20 protein-coding genes and 4 tRNA genes are annotated in these 23,692 nt (G+C 43.4%); 3 read left to right on the forward strand and 21 right to left on the reverse strand.

Annotated features, from left to right (window positions below; all coding sequences use genetic code 11):
* Nucleotides 1-208: 208 nt before the first annotated feature.
* From EJ419_RS06890 to EJ419_RS06940, 11 genes are all read right to left on the reverse strand, one after another.
* Entirely contained in the window at nt 209-1,162 is a 954-nt protein-coding gene (locus EJ419_RS06890; protein WP_205668848.1) for a class C sortase, read from the reverse strand.
* Entirely contained in the window at nt 1,149-2,129 is a 981-nt protein-coding gene (locus EJ419_RS06895) for a class C sortase (protein WP_131284965.1), read from the reverse strand. The genes EJ419_RS06890 and EJ419_RS06895 overlap by 14 nt, the downstream gene beginning before the upstream one ends.
* A gap of 58 nt (nt 2,130-2,187) precedes the next feature.
* Nucleotides 2,188-3,147 (reverse strand): MSCRAMM family protein, encoded by a 960-nt coding sequence (locus EJ419_RS06900; protein ID WP_131284967.1) that lies wholly within the window; start codon nt 3,145-3,147, stop codon nt 2,188-2,190.
* Between the two features lie 45 nt (nt 3,148-3,192).
* Nucleotides 3,193-5,292 carry a pilin N-terminal domain-containing protein gene (locus tag EJ419_RS06905; RefSeq protein ID WP_165496270.1) on the reverse strand — a complete coding sequence of 700 codons (2,100 nt, stop codon included), beginning with the start codon at nt 5,290-5,292 and terminating at the stop codon, nt 3,193-3,195.
* Between the two features lie 72 nt (nt 5,293-5,364).
* Complete coding sequence (locus EJ419_RS06910; protein WP_131284971.1) at nt 5,365-8,163, reverse strand: LPXTG cell wall anchor domain-containing protein; 2,799 nt, start codon at nt 8,161-8,163, stop codon at nt 5,365-5,367.
* Nucleotides 8,164-8,675: 512 nt separating this feature from the next.
* Nucleotides 8,676-9,350, reverse strand: a complete 675-nt coding sequence (locus tag EJ419_RS08505; RefSeq protein WP_131284973.1) for a TM2 domain-containing protein — start codon at nt 9,348-9,350, stop codon at nt 8,676-8,678.
* A gap of 98 nt (nt 9,351-9,448) precedes the next feature.
* A complete protein-coding gene (rpsI, locus tag EJ419_RS06920; protein WP_131284975.1) occupies nt 9,449-9,937 on the reverse strand; it encodes a 30S ribosomal protein S9 in 489 nt (162 codons plus the stop codon).
* Between the two features lie 20 nt (nt 9,938-9,957).
* Nucleotides 9,958-10,407, reverse strand: coding sequence for a 50S ribosomal protein L13 (gene rplM, locus EJ419_RS06925; protein WP_131285232.1), 450 nt, complete (start codon nt 10,405-10,407; stop codon nt 9,958-9,960).
* Nucleotides 10,408-10,737: 330 nt separating this feature from the next.
* Nucleotides 10,738-11,340: an AbrB family transcriptional regulator gene (locus EJ419_RS06930; protein ID WP_131284977.1), complete on the reverse strand. Its 603-nt coding sequence runs from the start codon at nt 11,338-11,340 to the stop codon at nt 10,738-10,740.
* Between the two features lie 9 nt (nt 11,341-11,349).
* Nucleotides 11,350-11,982 carry a YigZ family protein gene (locus EJ419_RS06935; protein ID WP_131284979.1) on the reverse strand — a complete coding sequence of 211 codons (633 nt, stop codon included), beginning with the start codon at nt 11,980-11,982 and terminating at the stop codon, nt 11,350-11,352.
* Nucleotides 11,982-13,337: an Mbeg1-like protein gene (locus EJ419_RS06940; protein WP_131284981.1), complete on the reverse strand. Its 1,356-nt coding sequence runs from the start codon at nt 13,335-13,337 to the stop codon at nt 11,982-11,984. The genes EJ419_RS06935 and EJ419_RS06940 overlap by 1 nt, the downstream gene beginning before the upstream one ends.
* Nucleotides 13,338-13,532: 195 nt before the next feature.
* On the opposite strand from EJ419_RS06940, the gene EJ419_RS06945 reads away from it, so the two are divergent.
* Both EJ419_RS06945 and EJ419_RS06950 read left to right on the forward strand, forming a co-directional pair.
* Nucleotides 13,533-14,294, forward strand: a complete 762-nt coding sequence (locus tag EJ419_RS06945; protein ID WP_131284983.1) for an acetoin reductase — start codon at nt 13,533-13,535, stop codon at nt 14,292-14,294.
* 310 nt (nt 14,295-14,604) lie between these two features.
* Entirely contained in the window at nt 14,605-16,230 is a 1,626-nt protein-coding gene (locus tag EJ419_RS06950) for a DHH family phosphoesterase (RefSeq protein WP_165496271.1), read from the forward strand.
* Between the two features lie 128 nt (nt 16,231-16,358).
* Here EJ419_RS06950 and EJ419_RS06955 read toward each other — a convergent pair whose 3' ends face one another.
* The 3 genes from EJ419_RS06955 to EJ419_RS06965 form a co-directional block, all read right to left on the reverse strand.
* The gene (locus EJ419_RS06955) at nt 16,359-17,174 is read right to left on the reverse strand and encodes a TMEM175 family protein (RefSeq protein WP_131284987.1); all 816 of its coding nucleotides are present in this window, start codon (nt 17,172-17,174) and stop codon (nt 16,359-16,361) included.
* 243 nt (nt 17,175-17,417) lie between these two features.
* Nucleotides 17,418-17,504, reverse strand: a tRNA-Ser gene (locus tag EJ419_RS06960).
* Nucleotides 17,505-17,606: 102 nt separating this feature from the next.
* Nucleotides 17,607-18,617 (reverse strand): EamA family transporter, encoded by a 1,011-nt coding sequence (locus tag EJ419_RS06965; protein ID WP_131284989.1) that lies wholly within the window; start codon nt 18,615-18,617, stop codon nt 17,607-17,609.
* Between the two features lie 79 nt (nt 18,618-18,696).
* Between EJ419_RS06965 and dinB the strand changes: the two genes are divergently transcribed.
* On the forward strand, nt 18,697-20,010 hold the full coding sequence (dinB, locus tag EJ419_RS06970; RefSeq protein WP_131284991.1) for a DNA polymerase IV: 1,314 nt from the start codon (nt 18,697-18,699) through the stop codon (nt 20,008-20,010).
* 23 nt (nt 20,011-20,033) lie between these two features.
* Here dinB and fdxA read toward each other — a convergent pair whose 3' ends face one another.
* The 7 genes from fdxA to EJ419_RS07005 all read right to left on the reverse strand — a co-directional run bounded on the left by fdxA (nt 20,034) and on the right by EJ419_RS07005 (nt 23,526).
* The gene (gene fdxA / locus EJ419_RS06975) at nt 20,034-20,375 is read right to left on the reverse strand and encodes a ferredoxin (RefSeq protein WP_131284993.1); all 342 of its coding nucleotides are present in this window, start codon (nt 20,373-20,375) and stop codon (nt 20,034-20,036) included.
* A 21-nt stretch (nt 20,376-20,396) separates the two neighbouring features.
* Nucleotides 20,397-21,593, reverse strand: a complete 1,197-nt coding sequence (locus tag EJ419_RS06980) for a UDP-N-acetylmuramate dehydrogenase (protein WP_131284995.1) — start codon at nt 21,591-21,593, stop codon at nt 20,397-20,399.
* A 157-nt stretch (nt 21,594-21,750) separates the two neighbouring features.
* Entirely contained in the window at nt 21,751-22,791 is a 1,041-nt protein-coding gene (locus EJ419_RS06985) for a thioester-forming surface-anchored protein (RefSeq protein ID WP_131284997.1), read from the reverse strand.
* A 290-nt stretch (nt 22,792-23,081) separates the two neighbouring features.
* Nucleotides 23,082-23,249 carry a 50S ribosomal protein L33 gene (gene rpmG, locus EJ419_RS06990; protein ID WP_021618688.1) on the reverse strand — a complete coding sequence of 56 codons (168 nt, stop codon included), beginning with the start codon at nt 23,247-23,249 and terminating at the stop codon, nt 23,082-23,084.
* A gap of 43 nt (nt 23,250-23,292) precedes the next feature.
* Nucleotides 23,293-23,366: transfer RNA gene (locus EJ419_RS06995), tRNA-Met, on the reverse strand.
* 5 nt (nt 23,367-23,371) lie between these two features.
* Nucleotides 23,372-23,443: transfer RNA gene (locus EJ419_RS07000), tRNA-Thr, on the reverse strand.
* A gap of 1 nt (nt 23,444) precedes the next feature.
* Nucleotides 23,445-23,526: transfer RNA gene (locus EJ419_RS07005), tRNA-Tyr, on the reverse strand.
* Nucleotides 23,527-23,692: the final 166 nt, after the last annotated feature.

Below are 23,692 nucleotides of genomic sequence, written 5' to 3' on the forward strand. Positions count from 1 at the left end.
TCAGGTCGTCCAGACTGCAACGTCTTTTTTGTTATATAGGTCACTTTAAGGATAAAAAATACGACATGCAAGCTAACTACATAACTTTCGTAAAGCTACTTTACGAAAGTTATTTCCCTCACCAAATACATACAGATTTTAGTACTTCTATCGCGGTTCCTTTCGAGTCGTAAGACACTTTGGGCTCTTCTATGACCGTTGATTACCATCAACTAATATCCTTATTATCATTGGTTATGCGCATATTTTTCATACCCGTGTGAATATTTTTACGAAGCAAAAATATCATACTGATCAAAGCGATAATAACGCATAATGAAATAGCGCAAGCAATGATATAACGCCGTTGCATCTCATAAATCTCGTCAAGAGGTGATTCATGAGACGGCGCATAGGCAATTCTATATCCCGTAATGAGTAAACGGTGAGAATTCACTCCCAAAGGTGTACACGTAAGCAACGACGCCAAATCTTTCCCCGATTCCACGAGAATTGGTGCGAAATCATTTGGTTCAATCACCTCTATGCTATTAACTTTATATGCTAGAACAAGATTCAAGGTATGAATATAAAAGACATCTCCTTTTTTTATCTGATCAGCATCGGTAAGGATTTTCTTATCCGGCAGCCCCCTATGTCCAGCGAGGACCGTGTGCGTACTTGGCCCACCTACAGGAAGCGAAGTTCCCTCCATATGCCCCATTCCCTCACTGAGAACCTCATCAGATGTTCCAGCGTAAATCGGTAATTTTTGTTTGATTGCTGGTATATCGATATACCCAATTTTTTCTTTAACCTCGAGCATGCGAGCATATTCTTTTATTCCTTCCTTTTTCTGGGATGGAGTGAATGGCTCGACAAGTTTTGAGCTATCAAGCGCAGCATTATATGCTCGAGCGAGCTTAATCTTTTTATCGATTTCTTGCTCAGAAATAGATTTAACGGATTGATCATAATCCGCAATCTCCTTTTGAGCATCAAAAGTGTAATAAACATTTGAAATCGTTGGGTATAAAAAGATACCCAAACCTAAAATAAAAATGCCTACTGCAATAATTAAATTTGCTTTTTTACGCTTTTGAGTATTCTGCGGGTTTGGCTGAGACGCTGATTGTGAAAAAATTTGCTCATTGTGACTATCGTGTGAACTATGGTTCATCATCATTCACCGGCTTAGTCATAGTTTCGCCAGCAGTCTCTGGGCTATCCTCAGCCACTGCGCTATCCACAGCCACTGGGCTATCCACAATATCAGTGACAACTTCAGGGACAGCTTCGTGAGACACATCATCGTATTTTTGCGCATTCTTTTCAACTAAATCTAAATGTTTCTTAAGCGCTACACGACGTCGATACAAGAAAACAACGGCAATAACAAGAACAGAAATAATGACTAGCGACGCGTAGAAAAGATACTTATAGGTATACGCTAATCGATTTTCTGCAATAATTTTTTCGTCAACATTTGGCACATACGGTACACGATGTCCTCGTACGATTAAACGGTGTGAGTTGACATATAGCGGAGTACACGTCAAGAGTGTGACGTAATCATGCCCTGGAGAAATCAGTAATTGCGAAAAATCAGTTGGTTCGATAATCGAAATTTTATCCACTTGATATGCGAGAGTCGTCTTCACGTTATGGATATAAAACTTATCGCCACTTTTAAGATCTTTCAAATCCGTAAACAATCGTGCGGTCGGATAACCCGCATGCGCAGTCAGCACGGCATGAGTATTTTCGCCCCCGATAGGAAGTGATGTACCCTCTAAATGTCCCACACCTTTTTCGAGCACCTCTTGTGAGGTCCCCGCATACATAGGCAAGTCTTGATTGATTCGTGGGATTTCCACGTGGCCAATTTTTTCACGTATTTCCAGCATACGAGCGTATTCAGCGCGCCCAGCTTCTTTTTGCTCCTTACCGTACGGGTCTGTGACCGTATTTGCGAGAGAAGCATTATATGCTGCCGCTAATTGTATACGCTTATCGATTTCTTCTTGCGTAATACTTTTTCGCGTCGTATCGAAATCAGCAATCTGTCGTTGAGCATCAATTCGATAGTACATCTGCGCTGCATAAGGATAGAGCAATACGCACAATCCAATAGCAAAAATTATTGCCATTGTTATATTTATGACAAGCCGCCTCTTATTTACACTTTTCATGTCATCATATGGCACCTTACTCGTCACGCTTCAACTTTCCATTTCGGACACATATGCCAAGAATAATTGCGCATATCACACAGACAGCTACAATAATAATCGATGCACCCGTTCTCGCTAACGGCGGCACACGATGATTGGTAATGACGATGACGTCATGCTGTTTATGCACGTGCAAAGTCTCATCATGATTCGCATCAACAGTAAATAAGACCATATTTTCAGCAAGGGCATAACCTCTAGGCGCTTGAACCTCTTTGAGAGCATAGTGCCCATATGGCACATTCGTCACGCTGAATTCTCCGTCATCGCCCGATTGCACAGTTAGTAGACGTCCATCACGCTTATATGGTACATATTCTCCCGCATCAGTTTTTCGATACACTTCAAATACCGCTCCTCTCAGCGGCTTGCGTCGCGCATCATCTGATACCTTAAGGAAATAATAACTACCTACTGGCGTCTCTCGCTGCCCTATTGTCTTGGCTGTTATATCAAATTCTCTTACTGATCCAGCAGTGGAAGTATCGAGAATAAACTCAAATTTATTATCCTTTCCATTCACAGGTAGATTTCCACGCACATAATAAATCCCTTCCGTAATTCCTTGAGCATACAGATACTGATTTTCGAGCATTATCGGAATATACGAAGACGTAAACCGTGTACGCAATTGCGCTTCAGATTCATTATGTAAAGTCTCTAATGTGGTCTGAAGGTCGTTATTTATCAGTTGATGACGATTTAACGACCACATTTCAAGTTTCAACGCAGAATGATCGGCTGTCGGCCCTGAATAATGAGCTAAAATCTCTTCGTATTTGTCAATATGTATCTTAAGGGAGTATGTCTCTGAAACGGCCATGGCGAGCTGGGTGTTGGAAGAGATAACAACACCCAGCACCATGGCACACAGAGACAGGAAAGCGGCAAACAACAAAATTGCTTGACGAATATGCGGATTATGCAGCTTCATGTTCGTTGCCTTCCTTATCTACTGGTGTACAAAATTGTGTACGAATTACTCCGAGCGAGAAGAATTGTTCTTCTTGGCTACATATGCAGCACCTGCCATTAATCCAACACCAAGAATGGTGAAGATTATAGTTCCGGTACCACCGGTAAGCGGTATGGTTACCTTCTTATTGATGATCCGGCTTGCTGTTTGAGTAAGATCTTCCAAATTGTACTTAATATCTCCAGCTGCATAAGAGCTTGCATTTGTCACGAATGTAAGATCAGATATTGATGCGTACCCGTCTGGAACCTTGGTCTCATGCAAGGTATAAGTGCCTGCTGCCAGACCCACAACCTCGAAACGACCATGTTGATCAGAAGCAAACTGGAATGCATCATTTTCACTGTCTACCCAGCGATACTGCTCATTCATTGCTTCGTAAGCAGCCTTTGCAGCTTGATACTTCGTATCAATATTTGCTTGAGTTGTTGAGGAATTATCGTTATTGTACTTAGCGATTTCTTCCTGATATGCTGTACGCGCAGCCTCGTAAGCCGCCCTATTTGCTTGATTCGTGGCATCATCAACAAGCGCTAGGAATTTTCCTTCCGCATTCTTTACTACGAATCGAGCATCGGCAAGACGAGTATTTTCATCTTCAGAAGTTTTTACGAACTTCTTTCCAAATGTACGAACGGTAAAGTCCTTTGGTCCTACCGGCTTTGGATTAACGTTCTTCTTGTTAACGATAACTACTTTGCCATCTTCGAGCTGATAGTTTGGAACCCATCCATCAACTACTGTTTCGACAACTCGATAGTTCTTATCGTTATCCAATCCAGTGAACGAGCCTGTAGTATGAGTTGCATCAAGTGTTAACTCTTTGCCAGCTACATCCGTCCAACCATTACCTGCATCTGCCCCATTAGCACCAGCGCTTGCTGGGTCATAGACTTGCAAGGTGAAGTGGATGCTTAATCCAGTAGGCCATGTCGTCTTTGCAGATGAGGAAAGAGGCCCATTGGTAAAGGACTTTTCAACCTCGATTTGCTTATTCTTTGGCTTAGTTGTAGGCGGATTGTTATCTCCAGGTTCCGTAGTGTAGCCAGGATTGTTACCGTAGTGGAATGTCGACTGGTTATTCAAAGCATCATTGATAATCGCCTGTTCAGTGACATTTGCGGAATAACGAAGCGTAAAACGCACTTCCTTGTTCTGTCCCTGAATTGCAGGATCTGCTCCAAGCACTTTGAAGTTTGCATCTGTTGGTGCAGTAACTTGCGCGAGCTTTGTCAAGCCAGAGGCGTTAAGAGAAAGAACGAATCCATTATCGCCGTATGTAATTGCGTAATCAGCTGCGGTAAGACCAAGATCAGCACCATCAGCTGTGACAGCACTAATTGTGACATCATGATTCATGGATAGCCCAGCGGACATAATATCGTTCCAGTCTGCCTTGTTCAACGTAGAACCAGCAGGAACTGTCGTATTAAGTACGTAAGGAACATTCTGCCCCTTGTACACGGACATGCCATGTTCATCGATATCTGTCTTATCTCGGTCAAGATCCTTTGTATGGTCAGGCTTTCCAGCTTCCGTATTCTTTGGATATACATGAACATCCTCGAGTACCGAACCATCTGCCTTAATAAAAGGCAATGTTATTTCCACTGGTGTTGCTTTCTGACGAGACAAAGTCTGACCATCCGCTCCGCGGTATTCTGAAAGCTCCTTGACCTCTACGAATGTATACTTGGTTGGTGAAGTCTGTGGTAGCTGGGAAACATCAAGGCTCAGACCATCAGCTGTTGTTAAGCCACCAAGCGCTTCCTTAACATCGGTTGTTACGGTTCCATCAGCTTTAATCCATGCGCCATCTTTTTGAGCGGCGAAATAGACACCAGGAACCTGCTTCAACGTCTGTCCTGTAACAAGATTTTGGAAGGCGTTAAAATCCTGTGATCCATCATAGCCTGTTGGCCCGTTTGAGTTCCATGCAGTGAGCTCAGAATCCGTCATCATGAGCTTATGAATCGTCACAGTATTGGTCTTCTCACCTGCGGCATGTGCTGCAGGCATTGAGATGATCGCAGATGCACACGCACCGATCATCATAAAGAGTGCTACGAGAATGGCTAATGCCTTATATTTAACTCGCATCATCTTCCCTCTCTTCTTAGCTATGTGGGTGTAATTTATACCAATATTTGTGCGAGACATCGCACCGATCTTCAATTATTTGCGGATTACGAATATCGCTCGAATACGACGTCGTAAACCGAACATAACTCCGGTCAGCATAAGCACACCACCGGCGAATAGGAATGGGTGCGTTCCCATTCCACCCGTGTGTGGATATTCTGGCTTTTCGTTATAAATCTCTAATGTATGCCCACCGTAAATTTCGACACCGCTAAGCCATGTATAGACGACTTCCCATGTATCACGAAGAATTGAAACTTGTTTTCTCGTCATACGTCCTTGAGAATTCACCGTACTCGTTATTCGGATACGATATGTCTCTTGTGTCTTTATAAATCCGGCGGGTGCTTGTGTCTCTGTAAGCAGATATTCGCCCTCAAGATAATCAGGAAATTCTATTTCCAAATCTTTATTGTTTTCCTGCTGCGACAAGTCTAGTGTGTAAACAATTTGACCATCCTTAATTGGTCTTGCTTCTTGATTTGCTGGAGTGAGAGTCAATTTTAAGATGCCAGTAATAATAGGAGAACCGTTACCACTACTGTCATGCGTATACTTTCGAAGAAGCATTTTCGCGGGGACGCTTGGCAAATTTTCAATGGTCATCACCATATCAATCGAATCTGTGCCAGAGCTACCGTCTGAACCGCGATAGCTCACATTCCCATCGTTTTTCACGGTAATCGTATAAGTAACTCCATTAGTCATATATCCAGATGGAGCTTGAGACTCGTACATTGTGTATTCGCCAGGGTCTAGATGCTCAAAAGTAGCCCACCCTCCATCCTGAGTAGTCTGCGTATCAATGTTTTGACCATCCTTTTTAAGGACAAATTCAGCTCCGTCAAGTGACTGTTGCGTGTCTTTCGAAACCTTATGAATCCTAAATTTCCCACGAATTTTCTCATTTGTAACGTCAAGCTGACCAGAGCTATTAATATCAACTATGTTTCCTTGATCATCACGGACGGTAATGACCCCCGTTACACTAATAGTAATCGTGTAAACCATTGGATTAAGTACGTATCCCGCAGGAGCTGTTTTTTCCTGCAAGATATAATTACCAGGAGTTAGATTTTCAAAAGAAACGTTGCCCTGATTATCCGTCTCTTTCTCGAGAGATAGACCTTGACCTGAAAGAATGAACACAGCTCCTTGAAGTGCACTCGATTTATTATCTTTGTCAATCTTATGAAGTGAGAAATTGACTCTAACACGTGCAGTATCGCCTACAATTAGTTTTTCAGAGACTAATCCAACTGTTTGGCTACCGTTTCTAACTGTCACTCCAGTAGTAGTTACCACTACAGTCCACACAGTTGAGTTGATATCATACCCCTCTGGAGCTTGGGTCTCGCGTAATGTATATGTACCCGGCTTTATCTTCCTAAAACTGAGATCTCCATTATCATCAGATGTCTGAGTATCTATAATGCGATTGCTGCTATCTCTCAATTCAAAAGTTGCGCCACGCAGTGGCCGAGTCATATCTGTCGAATCAACTTTGAGGACATTTAGTGGAAAACTTGGAGAGTATTCATATGTAATAAGGTCTTGCGTAGGACGCGTTGCTTTATCCGATGTAGTATTTGTAGTCTGGCCTACTCCCTGATAGATGGTGATTGTCACACTATCGAGTTGATCTTGAGTTAGGACTTGAGAGTCAATTCTATCCATTAACTGTTGCAACTCAGACTGTTTGAAACCGCGTGTGCCTCCTAGCGCATTTCTTATTCGCAATGCTTCAGTATCTGTCCAAATACTCGGCTTCCACGGCTCCGTAAAGGCATTAACAAATGAATATGGTCCACTATTTTCATATGCGATATTAGTAACAAATACCCAGCCCAGCAATGTTGCCATATAATGCTTGACTTCGAAATCGTTATAATGCTGCCCTCCAACACCAAAAGTGTATTGCTTCATTCTCTGGACAAGAGGATCAGTATCCCAGTTATTTTCGAGATAATAATATGCCATCTTTAGATGCTTTACTAACTCTTGGCCTTGCCATTTACGATTAGCGCCAGATCCTAATGAGCTTAACGGCCCCTGAGCAGTTCCGATTAATGGATTGTCTTCTGAGATGCGCTGATAGTACATATTTTTGGCAATTGCATCACTGTATTTGTCCGGCTTTGTAGGATTGAGAAAAACCGTGGACATCTCAGTAAACGGATCGATACACATTACGCGGATGTCAGGTGTGGCACCAGTGAGATCATGTATTTTATACCCCGGACCATCACTTGCCGTATAAGCAATATAGTTAGTTTTAATGGACTGTCCATTTTGGTTCCCAGTAGTCCCCGACTGGCTAGAAGACAGCTGTTTATATGTTCCATCTGCCTGCTTCTCGAGAAACATAAAGTCAAACTTGAATGCTGATGCTAAGGCCCAATAATTATTTTGAGGAAGCTTAAAAGTAAGAGTTATCTTATTTCCAGCATTCGTACTTGGGGTAAAAATTGATGTATACCCTTCTGACTGAAGATTCGTCCCAACTTGGGTGAATGTATAACCGTCTACGTCAGAATTATTCGTCAGAGCATTACCACTTTCCTCAACCAACTGAACATTCATGCTGTTATGTGTTTGCTTCATACCAAATGTACGTGGTTGATCCATCGTTATGGTGTACTTAACTGCATAAGAATTAAGAGACCAATTGCTGTTATATATGCGAGAAATACCATCGAATGTAACTCGCGGAGTAAGAACATCCTGCCCATAAGCACGTGGTGTTGAACCAATCAAAAAGGCCAACACTACTACAAAAGTGAGTACTATCGTGATTGTACGCCCTACTAAATGTTTAGTCTGTATAACCACTTCGTTTCCCCTCTCTTGTCCATTGCAGAGAAAACTCTGTCGCCAAATAGCACTCCTACACGATATAGAAGGGCTAAATTTTTTGACAATTAAACTATTCAGTATTCTTTAGCTGAAATACGACTTTGTACAAGTCCCCTATTAACGCCTTCTATTATACACTAGAAAAGCGATTATTTTTAGAATTATTAACAAAGTGTCGTAGCTATAATTTTTTCTACCGCTCACATGATATATAAGAAATTCCAAAATCTGCCACAATATGAATAAACTCAAGAAATTGCAATTTTTTACATTTATAGCACTTGATACCTCATGTCTTGTGAGCTATCTGATCTTCTATCTGAAAATATTTTTACGCGTATATCAAAAAATGATTTAAATACCATAGCAATGATGAAGCACGTACCATATGCATCATTGCGTACGGCACTCCGAAAATAGACGCATATAAGGAAAGGTGCTCTCCTACTGAAGAGCACCCTATAAAGCTATTTATGAAATACCTTAATTTAGTCTTGAAGCTCGTATCCCATACCATCTTGGTGATAAGGAGTACCAGGAGCTGCAACTAAGATAAGAATGAATTCTACAAAGCCCCATACTGCGGAAATGAGTGGAGGAACAATGAGAATCCAACCAACAGTTCCCATAACTAATTGAATAATACCGCGAGTTGTCTTTCCAAGATAGAAGTTATGGATACCGATTCCGCCAAGGAAGAACGCAAGAACTGCCGCTAGCACCTTACTCTTCGTACCGACCATTAATGGAGCACCATTTGGAGCCCAACCATTTGCTTGTGGAACAGCTTGAGGCATAACTGGTGGAACCTGCTGACCATACTGTGGCTGGGTATATTGCGGTTGTGCATACTGAGGCTGTGGTTGTGCATACTGAGGTTGCTGCGGCTGTTGCACATATGGAGACTGCCCAAATTGAGGTTGTGCATTTGGTACTTGATTATACTGTGGTTGTGCAAACTGCAGCTGTGAAGGCGCGTTGTTATAGTCAGATTCCACTGGTTGCCCATATGACTGGGATGGTTGATTGTCACCTGCAGCCTGCTCGCTCGGTTGAGAAAACTCTGCTGGAGTCGCTGGTTCAGAAGGCTGTGGTGTATAAGGCTGGGATTGTGGAACTGGATTGTCGTCGCCAAACTGTTCGTATGGTACCTGATCAGTCATAATATATCTTTCTGAGAAGTATCGAATTTAGCACAATAATAGCAGAGCCCCGCTCCATATGGAGTAGGGCTCGAAGCACATAAACGAAAAGTATAAACTTAACGCTTGGAGTACTGAGAAGCCTTGCGTGCCTTGTGCAAACCAGCCTTCTTGCGCTCTACTGCACGAGCATCGCGAGTCAAGAAACCTGCCTTCTTCAAAGCTGCACGGTTAGCATCACGATCGATGCTGTTCAAAGCACGTGCAACACCAAGACGGATAGCACCTGCCTGACCAGTAACACCGCCACCATCAACAAGAACGATTACATCGAACTTGTTTTCAAGCTTAAGCAAAACGATTGGTGAGTTAACTTCGCGCTGGTGCAAACGGCTTGGGAAGTACTCTTCAAGAGTGCGACCATTTACGGTCCACTTACCAGAGCCTGGAACCAAACGGACTCGTGCAACAGCTTCCTTGCGACGACCAGTGCCGTAGCCAGGAGCAATTGCAGAAGTACCAGTACCAGCACCTGCATTGGTCTCAGAAGTATAAGAAGTGAGTTCTACCTCGGTCTCAAGAACCGCGGAGCTTGCATTTTCAGCCATTGTGGATTCTCCTTTCGGTCCTACTTAGCCTGCTGAGAGACCTGTGCGATCTCTACAACCTGTGGCTTGTTTGGGGTATGTGGGTGTTCTGCACCTGCATAAACGCGCAAGCGGCCAAGCTGTACCTTAGAAAGCTTATTCTTAGGCATCATACCCTTAACTGCTGTGCGAATAATGCGTTCTGGATCCTTCTCAAGAAGTTCTGCGTAGGAATCTGCGCGCAAACCGCTTGGGAATCCAGAGTGGTGGTAAAGATTCTTTTCCAACTTATTGCCGCTCAAAGCAATCTTGTCCGCATTGATAACGATAACGAAGTTACCGCCGTCTGCATGTGGAGCAAATGTTGGCTTATTCTTGCCACGAAGCAAGTTTGCTACCTGTACCGACAAACGACCGAGCACCACATCAGTAGCGTCTACGACGTACCATTCGTGGGTCAAGTCACTTGGCTTTGGAGTGAAAGTCTTCACTGTAATAACCTTTTCTTTCATTGTGTTCCAGATGCCTTGTGACATCCTTTATCCGTGGGCTCCCTGAAAGTCCTAGTGAGCGAGTGGGAAAGCGCTTTCCTGGACCCCTATAGGGAAACACAACAATCTTTAATGATAGCGGGTATACGCGACCAGTGTCAAAGCCCATCGAGAATCAATGTGTATGTTCCTTTTCGGGGTTATTTTTCCAAATAAGCACTGGTAAACTAGAACGTATTTTGAATATTTTATGAGATTACGAAGCATTGAAATCACGTGTATGGTGATTGCCAGCACGATTTCGACAGGGGTAACGATATCTCGACGAATTTACTGGCGATTCTCTAGCGCATGCTGAGCCGCGTGAGCCACATCAGGAACACTATCCGAAGCAAGATTGTGAAGTATGTCATCATCAGCATGAGGGTTCTGAGCAACCGCTCGTCGTACCATCGCCGCAAGAACTACTGGTGCTTTGTCTCCTTCTTGCGTTCCCACCGTTGCCAAAAATCGCAAAACTTCGTCAGTAGTTCGCTCGTCCTGTGCGCCTTCCATGCGCATTCGCCATGTAGTAACCGGGTTCATCAGAGCCTTTGCGCGCACTTGAGCATCTTCATCTTTTGTTAGCCTGCCTACTAACCAGTCCTTTGAATCAGTGTTAGCTGCCACCGCCTCTCTTACCGAAGCTAACGGGTCAGTGGATAATTTCACAAGAATATTCGGATATGGCATTGTACTCGCCAGGAAAATTCTATCTTCCTCGGGAGTGCTCATATTACCAGCTACTGCTTCCAATAAAGCTGTAGCGCGTGAAAAGGCTGCAGCATCACTAGGGTCAGGAAGTGGCGTATGACAACGTCTACTTAACTCTTCCACATCATCAGTATGACGAAGAAATTCGTATTCTGTTGTTAGCGATTCTTGAGAACTCATAGCTTTAGCCTATCCCATGAGCGAGCCAAATTCTGTGCGAATTGGCTTAATCGTTGCATGAAAAGTTTGTTCCACCGCGTTTTCAAAATCATTGCTCTTATCTACGGGAATAGCACACTCGATAGCTACTTTTTCTGTAAAACTTTCGTTTCGTATACTTCCATGATATTGCGCAATAATTCTTTGCATAACGGCATACTGAGCGTAATCCATGGTGCACGAAAACTGTTGAGCTGCAATAACTTCGCTCACATGAGCCGTTTTTAATACGCCAGCTGCTGCACTCGAATATGCTCGAACCAAACCTCCTGCTCCGAGAAGTATTCCACCGAAATATCGCGTTACTGCAATGACGGTATCAGTCGTTCCTGATTGTCTGAGCACTTGCAGTATTGGTTTTCCTGCAGTACCGCTCGGCTCACCATCGTCACTCATTCGTTCTTGGAATTGAGCTTGGTCAGCTCCGATAATTGCCGCATAGCACACATGACGAGATTTAGGATGCTGCTGCCGTATCGATTCCACAAATTCCACGGCCTCATCTAATGAATTTATATGACATGCGTCCGCAATAAATTCGGATTTTTTCTCAATGAACGAGTAGTGCGCTGGGTTTTCACTCGTATCAACAACTGTCAGCATTAATTACCACGATCCATACCATCGTCTCTTTCTATTTCTTGCGGCGCGTCATTTTGCCCAAATCTGAATGGCAAACGTTGTAAGAAACTATCGACTTGAACGATATAACGGTTGAAACCAAAAATCCTCGAGAACAGATTCGTAAATGCAGAAATTACGATATCTCTATTTTGCGGATTTGAATTACTTACAGCGTTCCACATAACCGGCGCTGCCGTTGAAATATTGTCCGCGACCTCTGTGAATGTCGTATATCCAGTAGATTCCAGAACATTAAATATACTATCAATCACCTGTCTGCGCTCAGTCATGCCTAACGAATTAGTCCATTCGACATATGAATTCGCTATATTGAGAGCATTTTCTGTAACTCCATCAAGACGAAGGAAGTCTGCTTGCTCGGTATCGACTTGCCAGCTGAAAAGGAAATGCTGCAATAGGCCAGATGCTGTACTTCTCGCCACACCATAAGGCTCACGCCCCTCAAACATAAGTCCGATAAAAGAGTCTTGCGGAATTATTTTATGAATGCGCGGTTCGATAGTTTTATACCCATCACTTTCCATAAGATCGGTAATGAATCCTGGTCCGTCAAAAGAATATACTCCGCGAATATATCTTTGAATCTCTGGGGAGACTTTACTTGCTGCAAACACTGCAGTATTTCCACCCTTTGAATGTCCTGCAACCATCATCTCACGATTGCCCGCATGCGCATGAACTTCATTAATATAAGCGAGCGCACTATGCTGCGATGGAATTTCTTTATTAAAAGCGAGCTCGAAATCTTCCCTCCACCCCACAAATGTAGCTTCAGTGCCTCGAAGCGAAATAAATTCGGTTTCATCGGGAAGTAAAAAAGTCATAGCTGCGAACTGTTTGTCATTATATCGTTCGTCATTATATTCGTATGTAAATTCGCCCACTTGAATATCTCGAAAACGTGGAGAAGCGATAACAGCACTGACTAGCTCGATCATTTGCGAGCGATTAGCCTCTGAAGGAAAAATCGACTCGAAGTCCTCGCTACGCCAAAATGCCTCATAAAGGGAAACAAAACGAAGACTATCGTCAAGGGGTTCTGGCCCCTTATCTTCAGCGAATTCACGTCTATTAATCCGATGACGTAGTTTGCTGTGCAATTGTCCCCACCATGAATTGCTACGTGATGAAGAATTACCATCATGGTTAAGTCGGCTTAATTGACGCGTAGTTTCCAGAGTAGGAACAATTCCCCCATCCAATTGCGCATAAGATAGTTGAGAAAGAATCGCCGCATCAACATCATTAAATGGCGTTTCCTCGAATGTTTTCAACATTTCTTGCGCATATGTTGTTATCGTACCGAGAGTCATATTCACATTCTAATGCAATCGTGGTATTCTAATCGTGTGAACGCTCACACTAGTGAATGCAGACACTAAGTGCACGAACCAAGTGAGCGCAAACATGAAAGCGACATATCTGCGACATATCTGTCTCATCAACTTATATCTCGCAAGCATAGTCGCGCACCATATTCACAGTTTCACTGTCATTTCAAGGAGGACATGATGAAAGTAGCAATCGTAACAGGTGGCGGTCAAGGAATCGGCGAAGGTATCGTAAAGCAGCTCGCTGAAGATGGATTTGCAGTTGCTGTTGCCGATATCAATACAGAAGCAGCTCAGCGAGTTGCCGAAGAAGTAGGCAACGGCTCTAAGGGCTACTCAGTAAATGTTGCTTCTCATGATGAGGTTCGCAAACTTGTCGAGGACGTTGTAGCTGACTTCGGCCATATCGATGTTATGGTGAACAACGCGGGCATTTGCCGCGTAGAACCATTCCTTGAGCAAACAGACGAAGCTTTGGATGATTTGCTCAATATCAATGTAAAAGGCGCTTTCTACGGAACATATGAAGCTGCTCACCAGTTCATCAAGCAGGGCACGAAGGGCAAGATTATCAACGCTTCTTCTATCGCTGGGCATGAAGGTTTCACTCCTTTGGCAGCATATTCAGCTACAAAGTTTGCTGTTCGCGGTTTAACTCAGACCGCTGCTAAGGAATTAGCACAGTACGGCATCACTGTAAATGCCTACTGCCCAGGAATTGTTTTGACACCTATGTGGGATGAAATTGATCGTCGTCTTGGCGAAATCAACCATGTTCCAGTCGGTGAGAGCTTGAAGGCTACGATGAAGGGAATTGCGCTCGGCCGTGGTGAAACTCCTGCTGACGTTGCAAACCTGGTTTCCTTCCTCGCAAGCGAGAAGTCTGATTACATCACCGGCCAAGCAATCTTGGTTGATGGTGGTATGAAGTACGTCTAAACTTTTGTATCGTAAATTTTCGATACCTCACTAACGACTCCCCCTGTATATGCATATCTACTGCGGACTTGCGTATACAGGGGTTTCTTGTATCTACTCATTCATGAATATCGCATTGAATATCTCAAGATACTGTTAGTACGAACTAAATTCTGCGAGAAGCACGCATTTCCCAACCTTTTGTGCATATAGGGTCGCTTTTTATGAGATACGAGAAGAAATAGCTGTCTAAAATTGACCGATATGCACAAAAGAGCCAAAAACTACGCCACTCCGCCCGTTATTACTCCCCCAGATTACAATGAAATCCATGCCTCACTTTTCTCCTATCATTCAGACTTTAATTGAGCGGACAGGTTTTACTGATGATTTTCTCAAGGACATAAATAAGCCATATGCTGCTCAACTTGATGGTATGGAGAAATTTATTGATGTATTGCATTCATACCGCGAAAATAACATAACCATTTCGCCCGACTTTGACATGGATGGCATTACTTCGGGAATTATTTTATACGCTGGGCTAAGCCAATTAGGTTTTCGAGTAAATCTCCATATCCCAAACTACACATATGGTCATGATTTTTGTAAGGCTGATGTCGACGATATTATTTCTGATCATCCTGAGACGACCGTTATCCTTACCTGTGATAGCGCAGTCAATTCCATAGAGGGCATCACATACGCACAATCTCTCGGTTTAGCTGTTCTTGTTACCGATCATCATGAACAAGAAGTTGAGTGCCCTGCAGATGCCATGATTGACCCTTGCCAACGCAATTCATCGTATCCATTGCCCGGCATTTGTGGAGCTGCCGTAGCTTTTCTTACTGTAAGCGCCTATGCACGTAAATACGGCTCTGCGAAACAACGTCGTTATCTCAACTCATTACAAATTTTTGCTGGAATTGGCACTATCTCGGATGTTATGCCGTTAGTCCATGACAATCGTTTCCTCGTACGCAAATCTTTGCAATTATCACGCGAACTCGTCAGTAATCCATCAGCACTTCTTACGATGAAAAATGATCCTGATGCTCATGCTGCTCTCGTACATGCTTGCGAAGGTTACCAACAGCTCTTACATGAGTTACATATTTCAGTCGATAATGTAGATGAGCAATTTTACGGATACACTCTTTCGCCGATGTTTAATGCGCCACGTCGTGTGGGTACCGATATTGCTGATGCCTTCCATGTTTTTGTTAGCTCTGATGCGCAGAAGCGCAAAGAATGCATTCATCGACTTATTGAGGCAAATAATCAGCGCAAACAAGCTGTAGCTGAATATTTAGAAACAATTGATGATACGTATGCCCCATATATTTACATAACTGACGCTCCACAAGGAATGCTTGGCCTACTTGCTGGTCATCTCATGCATCAATCATCTTTGCCTACTGCCGTCGTCCATATCGACGCTGATGAAAAGTGTATTGATGGGTCGATGAGGTCTCCAAACTATTATCCTCTCATCGATATGCTCAACAATCGCGATGGTCTTGTGACTATCGGACATCAAGGCGCGTGCGGAGTTACAGGACCACTTGAGTCGCTTGTTGATGCTCTTCATGGTGTCCATGTACCACATGATTATGAACCAGAACCAGCGCTTATCATCGGAGATAATTCAAGCGCTGAGCCAGTAGATGTATTCTGGTGGGATTTGCCAGCGCTAAGTGAAGTCGCAAATTTCCTCGAGGCTGTGGGGCCATTTGGCAAAGATTTTGAGTATCCCATTATCGAGTTGCGCATACCTGAAGGTGCACAGGCTATAGCTATAGGAAGCGCTAAGCAGCATCTCAAAGTAAATATGGCGGGATGCCCTCCACTGCTTCTGTGGAATGCGAAAGACGTACCCGATAGTGTTCGAGTACGTCTTGGATATAATGTTTTTCGCGGGAGGAAGACATTGCAAATGATTGGAGAGAATTAACTCGTCAAATCTTTCCTTGATACCTCCATTGGCTCTTTTCCATAGCTCTTTCTGTGGCTCTTTTTTAACATAGGAGCAAAGAAGTGTCAGCCGCATCTTTGCCAGAGATATGGAATCGCTCTATACTGTTAACCGCGTCTGCGCCTGCTACTTTGTCGTAACCAGTGATTAAGAATTTCGTCGTATATGGTTGGGGATTTTAGACCTTGCTTCTCATGGTAAATTCCGACACGATAGCGTCGCGCAAATTGAGCTATAGGAAGCATAACAAAGAATCCCAAACCGAAATATGGTGAGAAGTAAGCAATAATTATCGTTACGATATCCCATACCGTACGTCGCCCAAACTCGCGTCGAATAATACGAAATGCCGTATCACTCGTGTAAGCATCATTCATCATTTCAGAATCAATAAGACGATATTTCAGCACCAGCCATTGCATCAGCGTGCTTATCAAAGATACGATAAATATGAGAGTTCCGTACGCCACGACGGAAATATTATAGCTTTCATATTCAAACATGAATTTCGTAAAAAGTGGTAATAAGCAGATACCTAAGAGGAAAAAGAAATCAAGTGTGATAAGAGGGATATTCGCGTGTGTGATAATAGACATAAGCCGCGAGCGCTCAAAATAAAAATTCGCTAGGACAACGAAGCTTAATGCAAAAAATCCTATTTGCACTGTAACCTCTGGCACAGCACTCCACTGACGGGGAGCAGCAATTTCTAATACGATAATTGTCATCGCAATTGCGAAAATTCCATCAGCAAGAGCATTCATATGTTCGTGAATAAATTGCTCTTGATTATCTTGAATATGATTATGTGCTTCATGTGCACCTTGAATTTTCTCTATTAATTCACGGTTAAGATTCTCGCGCTCTTTTTCCATCTCGGCACGGCGATTTTGACGATTTTCGCGATTCTCTTTTTCGCTCATACTTTATCTCTTCCCCGCTTCTGTCCAAAACATCTGTATACATGGCCTAAGCGGACGTATCATCCAGGCATCACTATTCATTACTTCCTATAAGCACATTCTTGCCTATAAACCAAGTCATTGTGACGACATACTTAAGTATATCTAACTGCGAGTATGCCGCTTTAGAGATGATGTACAGCAGTCGCAATAGATAATCAAAAGGCTTCTTAGATTCACACGAAATCTAAGAAGCCTTACTCGCGGAGACGAGGAGATTCGAACTCCTGAACCACTTACGCAGTTAACACCTTAGCAGGGTGCCCCTTTCGGCCACTCAGGCACGTCTCCATTGCATAAACATGCAACTTTGCTAGTTTATCATTTTTTCGGCAATGAGCAAATCGGTGTGTACACTATACGATACATTCGTATATATTCCAAGACATTATATTATTCTTCGATATCAATTTCTTCACTTTGCCCCTCGTCATTGACCACTCTCGCATGATGTCGTGACGTCAAATCGTGCGACGGGAGAGGCGAATTATCACTAGAGAAGCTAATAACAACAGCAAAAACGATAATTCCCACTCCTAAATAATCCAATATTCCAGGACGTGATCCAAACAGTAACGAGACGAACAAATTTACCGCTGGCAATAACGATTGCATAACAGAGAAACGATTTGCCGTCATACGCCTCATGAGCACCTGATCAAGAACATATGAAACGATTGATGCTCCTAAAGTGATAACAATCATCAAAACAATAAGCTTGAGCCATCCATGATTTCCACGAGCCCATGTCGCATATGGAGCAGGATTCATAACGCCACGTATTGCAGGAACTGCTAACACGAAACTTTGAATAATCCATCCTAAAGTCAAGGAAATCGTCAAATTATCAAGCCCGGACGAACCATGCGCTACCATACGTCCAAGCACGATATATATGCCCCACATAATGCCACTGCAGATAATCGCAATCAGACCGGGGATCGATGATGGGCCGATTCCAAAAATTGCCCCACCAGCCAGAGTAAGCAAACCTACAAAAGCTAATGCAGCACCTAAATACTCGCGCCAAGTCTTACCGGTAAAAACTGCAACTGCAAGTGGGCCAATGAATTCAATTGCCATCGCTACTCCAGAATTGAGAGTTTTAATAGCTATATAAAAAACTCCATTCATCCCTGCAACCGCAACACCAAGAGCAGCAAGAATAATCCATGTCTTAGCATCCTTAGGCAACTGTGCACGTTTTTTACGCGATAAGGGGCGACGCCACGCCATCATGATGATAGCAGTCAACGCCACTCGCCACCATGAAACATATAAAGGCTCGATTTGAGTAAAGGCAATTTTGCTTAGCTCATTCGCTAAGGAGATAGCTATCATTTGGAATGCTAGTACATACAACACCGGTGACGTGTACAACGCATGACTTATCCATTTCTTCATAAGGTAATAGAGTATCGCCTTGAGCCGATAACGTTGAATATATGCAAGATATATGCAAGTCTGACAGTATGATAAGCGTATGAGTACTGCACCACGAAATGAGGCTGTTAAGCGTGACTGGGGTCATGATGCTTCTGGGTGCACTATACTCCACATCGATATGGATGCTTTTTATGCATCGTGTGAGATAAGACGTCACCCTGAGCTTGCTGGTAAGCCTGTTATTATCGGGACAGGTACCCGTTCAGTTGTATCTGCTGCTAATTATGAAGCTCGTGTTTTCGGTGTTAATTCTGCTATGCCTGTGGCTCGCGCAAGAAAATTATGCCCGCATGGTGTCTTCTTACCCGTTGATATGGATTATTATCGTGCGATATCTCATCAAGTTTTTGACATTTTCGGCGAGATTACGGATTGTATAGAACACGTGAGCGTTGACGAATGCTTCATGGATGTCAGTAATGCTTTACGTATATGGAAATCGCCTGTAGATATTGCACGATGGATTCGTGCAACCGTTTATAAACGTCTGGGTTTAACTTGTTCAGTTGGAATTGCGACAAACAAACTTATCGCAAAACTCGCTTCTACAAATGCCAAACCGAACGGGATGTTGCTTATTCCAGCCAATCGTCATGCAGATTTTATTCGCATGATGCCAGTTCGCTCTATTCCTGGTGTCGGCCCATCTACTCAAAAGCGTTTGGAAGAATACGGCGTAACTACCGTCGCTCAATTAAGCCAGCTACGAGAAATTGATATCATTCATGCGCTAGGTTCAGCAGTTAGCGGTCATAATCTTTATCTCGCTGCTCAAGGAAAAGATGAGCGCAAAGTGGTCGTAAACGCTCCAGAAAAATCAATTGGACATGAACGAACCTTGAGAGAAGATACTCGAGATGCACGTACGGTCCTCAATCTCTTACGGCAAAGTTGCGACGCAACTGCATCTACGCTTCGCGCGCGTGGCCTAGTAGCACGGACTATTACAGTCAAACTTCGCTTCGCGAATTTGAATTATGCGAGTAAATCGTTCACGATGACTTATCCCACGCAGTCGGCAGCTGAACTTTTTAGCCACGCTAAGACACTTCTCAATCTCATTCTTCCGCGTAACGATGAGAAGGATTTGCTTCCTCAATTTATTCGATTAGCAGGTATTAGCACGTCAAACCTAAGCGCAGTATCGACAACTATGATCCAAGATAGCTTCGGAGATTTATTTGATGATGATCCCCATACATCACATGAATCTGATGACAGTGGTACTTCCGCCACAGAAAGCAAGCTATCATCTACTCGTTCCACGCTAAAAAGTACCCGTAAAGCAGAAAAAACGCTTGACGATATACGCAAGCGTTTTGGGAAAGATGCTATAAACTTTGGTATCTAATTGTTTTATAGGACAACCAAATTTTAATTATTCGCTAAATATTCAGCATTAATATCCGCTGGCAATTTGGCTATATCCGCGTGATCATGATCAATTGGCCCTGCTCCAGCAGCTCCACCGAAATCACCAACCTCGGCGAAATAGTCATCAGCAACTGCCTTATACCATGCCCAATCATCCGGCAAATCATCTTCATAGAAAATGGCTTCAGTCGGACATACTGGCTCACATGCACCGCAGTCGACGCATTCATTTGGGTTAATATAAAGAGTTCGTGGCCCTTCATAAATGCAGTCGACAGGGCATTCGTCCACGCATGCCTTATCTTTAACATCCACACAAGGTTCAGCAATTACGTATGTCATGTTTTAACTCTACCTTATTCTTTACAATTCCACGCCAATAAATACAGGTTCTGGCACTAGCGTAACTCCATAGGTTTGTCGCACACCATCGCGAATTACGCGTGCCAGCTCAATAATATCGACAGCTCTCGCATCGCCGCGGTTTGTTAATGATAAAGTATGTTTTGTCGATAATCCTGCTCGGCTTGATTCGTCAATTTTATATCCAGGCTTAAATCCAGCATGATCGATAAGCCATGCAGCAGAAGTTTTTATACCTTTACTTCCATCTGGAAGTTCAGCATCAAAACGTGGAGCATCTTGAGGAAGAGTATCTGCTACTTCCTGAGAAAGAATAGGATTCATAAAGAATGAGCCACAACTATAGCGATTTCTATCCTCATCCTCTAAGCTCATTGTGTCGTAGATTTCGGATGAAACAACAGTATCTTTCATCCAATGATTCATATATCTATGCTCATCTTCGACCATGCCTTTACCAGCACGAATATCGAGAACAGCACGACGAATCTCTCCTATCTCGAAATCCTGCCCCACTGTCACGTTGAGAGCTCTGGCAAGTTGAGTCATATTAACCGTATTATGAGTGGCATGCTTAAGGGTAAAAGTAACTTCCAAAACGATATAACGCGGTGACGGAAAATACCTACTAGGTGCACTATGCGCGCCATTAGTATACATACTGCGTTTTAATAGCGAATCTCTATACGAAAATTGCAGTTCATCACTCTTGAGTGTTTTTACTGTACGTTCTTCTCGATCCCATACCTCTACGCTTGAAACTGTGCTCGCGACCTCTTGACCGTATGCACCAATATTTTGTACAACGCTCGCGCCAACCGTGCCAGGAATACCCGATAATGCTTCAACACCAGCAAGACCCATGCGTACACAATAAGCGACAAAATCATCCCAATGCACTCCAGCCGTGGCACTTATGGTAACACTCGGATCCGCCCCTTCTTCAACAGGAGTAACCTCATCCAAGACCGATATTTCTCGCCTGGCATCCCTAATAACAACCCCATCAAAGTCATCATCGGATACCAGCATATTTGAGCCTCCACCGATGACACATAATGGTTTCCCGGTGGTATCAGCCATGATAACCGCCTCTAAAAATGCTGCGCGCGTTGTAGGCTCGACAAAGCGCGCAATACGACCACCCACTGCAATAGTTGTGATATCAGAAAATCGTGGAGTTTCAGAAAGTGCCATGTTTTTATTGTACTTAAGCAAGTGACTCAGTACAGACGAATGTGATTATAAGCACAGCTTTTCTACGTGAATATAGTAAGGGGCGGAATCCTTCTTCAAGGTTTCCGCCCCGCCAGATATCACTATATCGACGCGTTATCTGTATTGAGCATAGCTACTAGTTGCGCATACGATTACGAACGAGTACAAAAGCTGCACCAAGCATCATTACAAGAGCAGAAGCTACTGCTACGTTGAAAATGTCGCTACCGGTGTTAGCTAGCTCAGCCTTTGGCTTTTCAACTACAGGAGCTGGAGCCTTATGATCCACCATTGTCAACTCGATTGGTGGAGTTACAGTACGGAAGGTGGTAGTGAGCATATGCTGATACTGATCATTTGCCGATTCGAAAATGTCCAAAGTCATGTTCTCAGGGAGATTTGCAGTGCTGTTGATCAAAGCGAGAACAGCTGGCATGAGAGCTGGCTGGGAAATAGTTGAACCTGGCTCAAGAAGAGCTGTAGAGTCAGTGTAGTACCACACAGCCTGCTGAGTAACATAATGGAATTGTTCATCAGTCAAGTTGTAAGCAGCTTTAATGCCTGCATTGTCATTTGGATAGCCGTTATAGAGGATACGCAAAACATTCTGATAGAGTTCATTTGCAGTACCACGTGGCTGAGTAGCCAACTGGTTAAAGACAGATGCGCTTCCTTCAAATTCGGTATACTGTACACCAGTTACTGGATTTGGCTTTGTAGAGTTAAAGCAATAGAACGAGCTTACAACTGTTGTTCCATCGTTTGAGGTCAAGGTGCTTTCACGCAAGCTTGAGTTAATAAGATTGAATGTGTAATTGTTACGAGCACGGCTTGCAGGAACAGTTACAGTGAAAGTCTGATCTTCAGCCTTGGTGTATCCCTCAGGTGCAGAAACCTCAGTCAAAGTGTAATCTCCAGCAGCAAGGTCTACTGTATGAACTGAACCATCGGTGGTCCATTCATCGTCTACTACTACTTTACCAGCAGCATTCTTGTGAGTAATCTGCATACGAGCGCCTGCCAAGGCAGCACCATTATCGTCATTCTTTGAAATCTTAACAGTTGCAGTCTGTGCAGGTGCCGCCATAGCTGATGGCATTGCAGCGAATACGCCAGCTACGACTAATGCAACAGAAGCAAGAAAAGCAACAACAATTCGAATATGCTTTTTCAACATCTATCTACTCTCCTTCAAATCTCTGAAGGGATGCAAAGAACAAAAACCCTCATTCTTTTACCCCCTCTTTTAAATATCCCAACAAAAAAATGAGATATTTTCATTATACCCCACATATCAGACAAATGAAAAGAATATACGAAATATGCCGAAAAATAGAGCTCTTAAGGGGCGTAACTTATGCACATTGGCGCTAAATTCAGGAGATGCAGATTTTGACCAAGCTTCCAAAAAGGAAATTGCTCTAAATATATGAAAAGACCCGACCGAAGTCGGGTCTTTTGTAACATTTATCGAGTCTCGCGGTGGAGAGTCTTACGACCATCACGTGGGCAGAACTTCATGAGTTCCAAACGATCTGGTGTGTTACGACGATTCTTAGTCGTCTGATAATTACGTTCCTTGCATTCGGTGCACGCCAGCGTAATGCCTGGACGAATATCGGCGCTTTTTGCCATTGTTCACCTTTCAATAAATTACTTCTAGCCAAATCGGCTTTTGTAGCGAGAGAGAGACTCGAACTCTCGACCTTACGATTATGAGTCGTACGCTCTAGCCAGCTGAGCTATCCCGCTATGAGAGCCTCGAGCGAGAATCGGACTCGCGACCTCTTCCTTACCAAGGAAGTGCTCTACCACTGAGCTATCGAGGCGTGGCGGATAGTGGATTCGAACCACTGAAGGCGAAGCCGGCGGATTTACAGTCCGCTCCCTTTGACCGCTTGGGAAATCCGCCAGGGTTTCCGAATCTGTCGATTGGCAACTTGAATAGTATGTCACGAATTTCGCTCAACCGCAAGTATCTACCTACGGCGTGTCGAATATCTTCTTTAATTTTTATCGATTATGTGCTACCTATAAAAAGTTATAGGTCTGTGGAGAATATGCTTATGCTAAGCAGC

It is taken from the genome of Alloscardovia theropitheci, assembly GCF_004332295.1.
GTDB classification, from domain to species: domain Bacteria; phylum Actinomycetota; class Actinomycetes; order Actinomycetales; family Bifidobacteriaceae; genus Alloscardovia; species Alloscardovia theropitheci.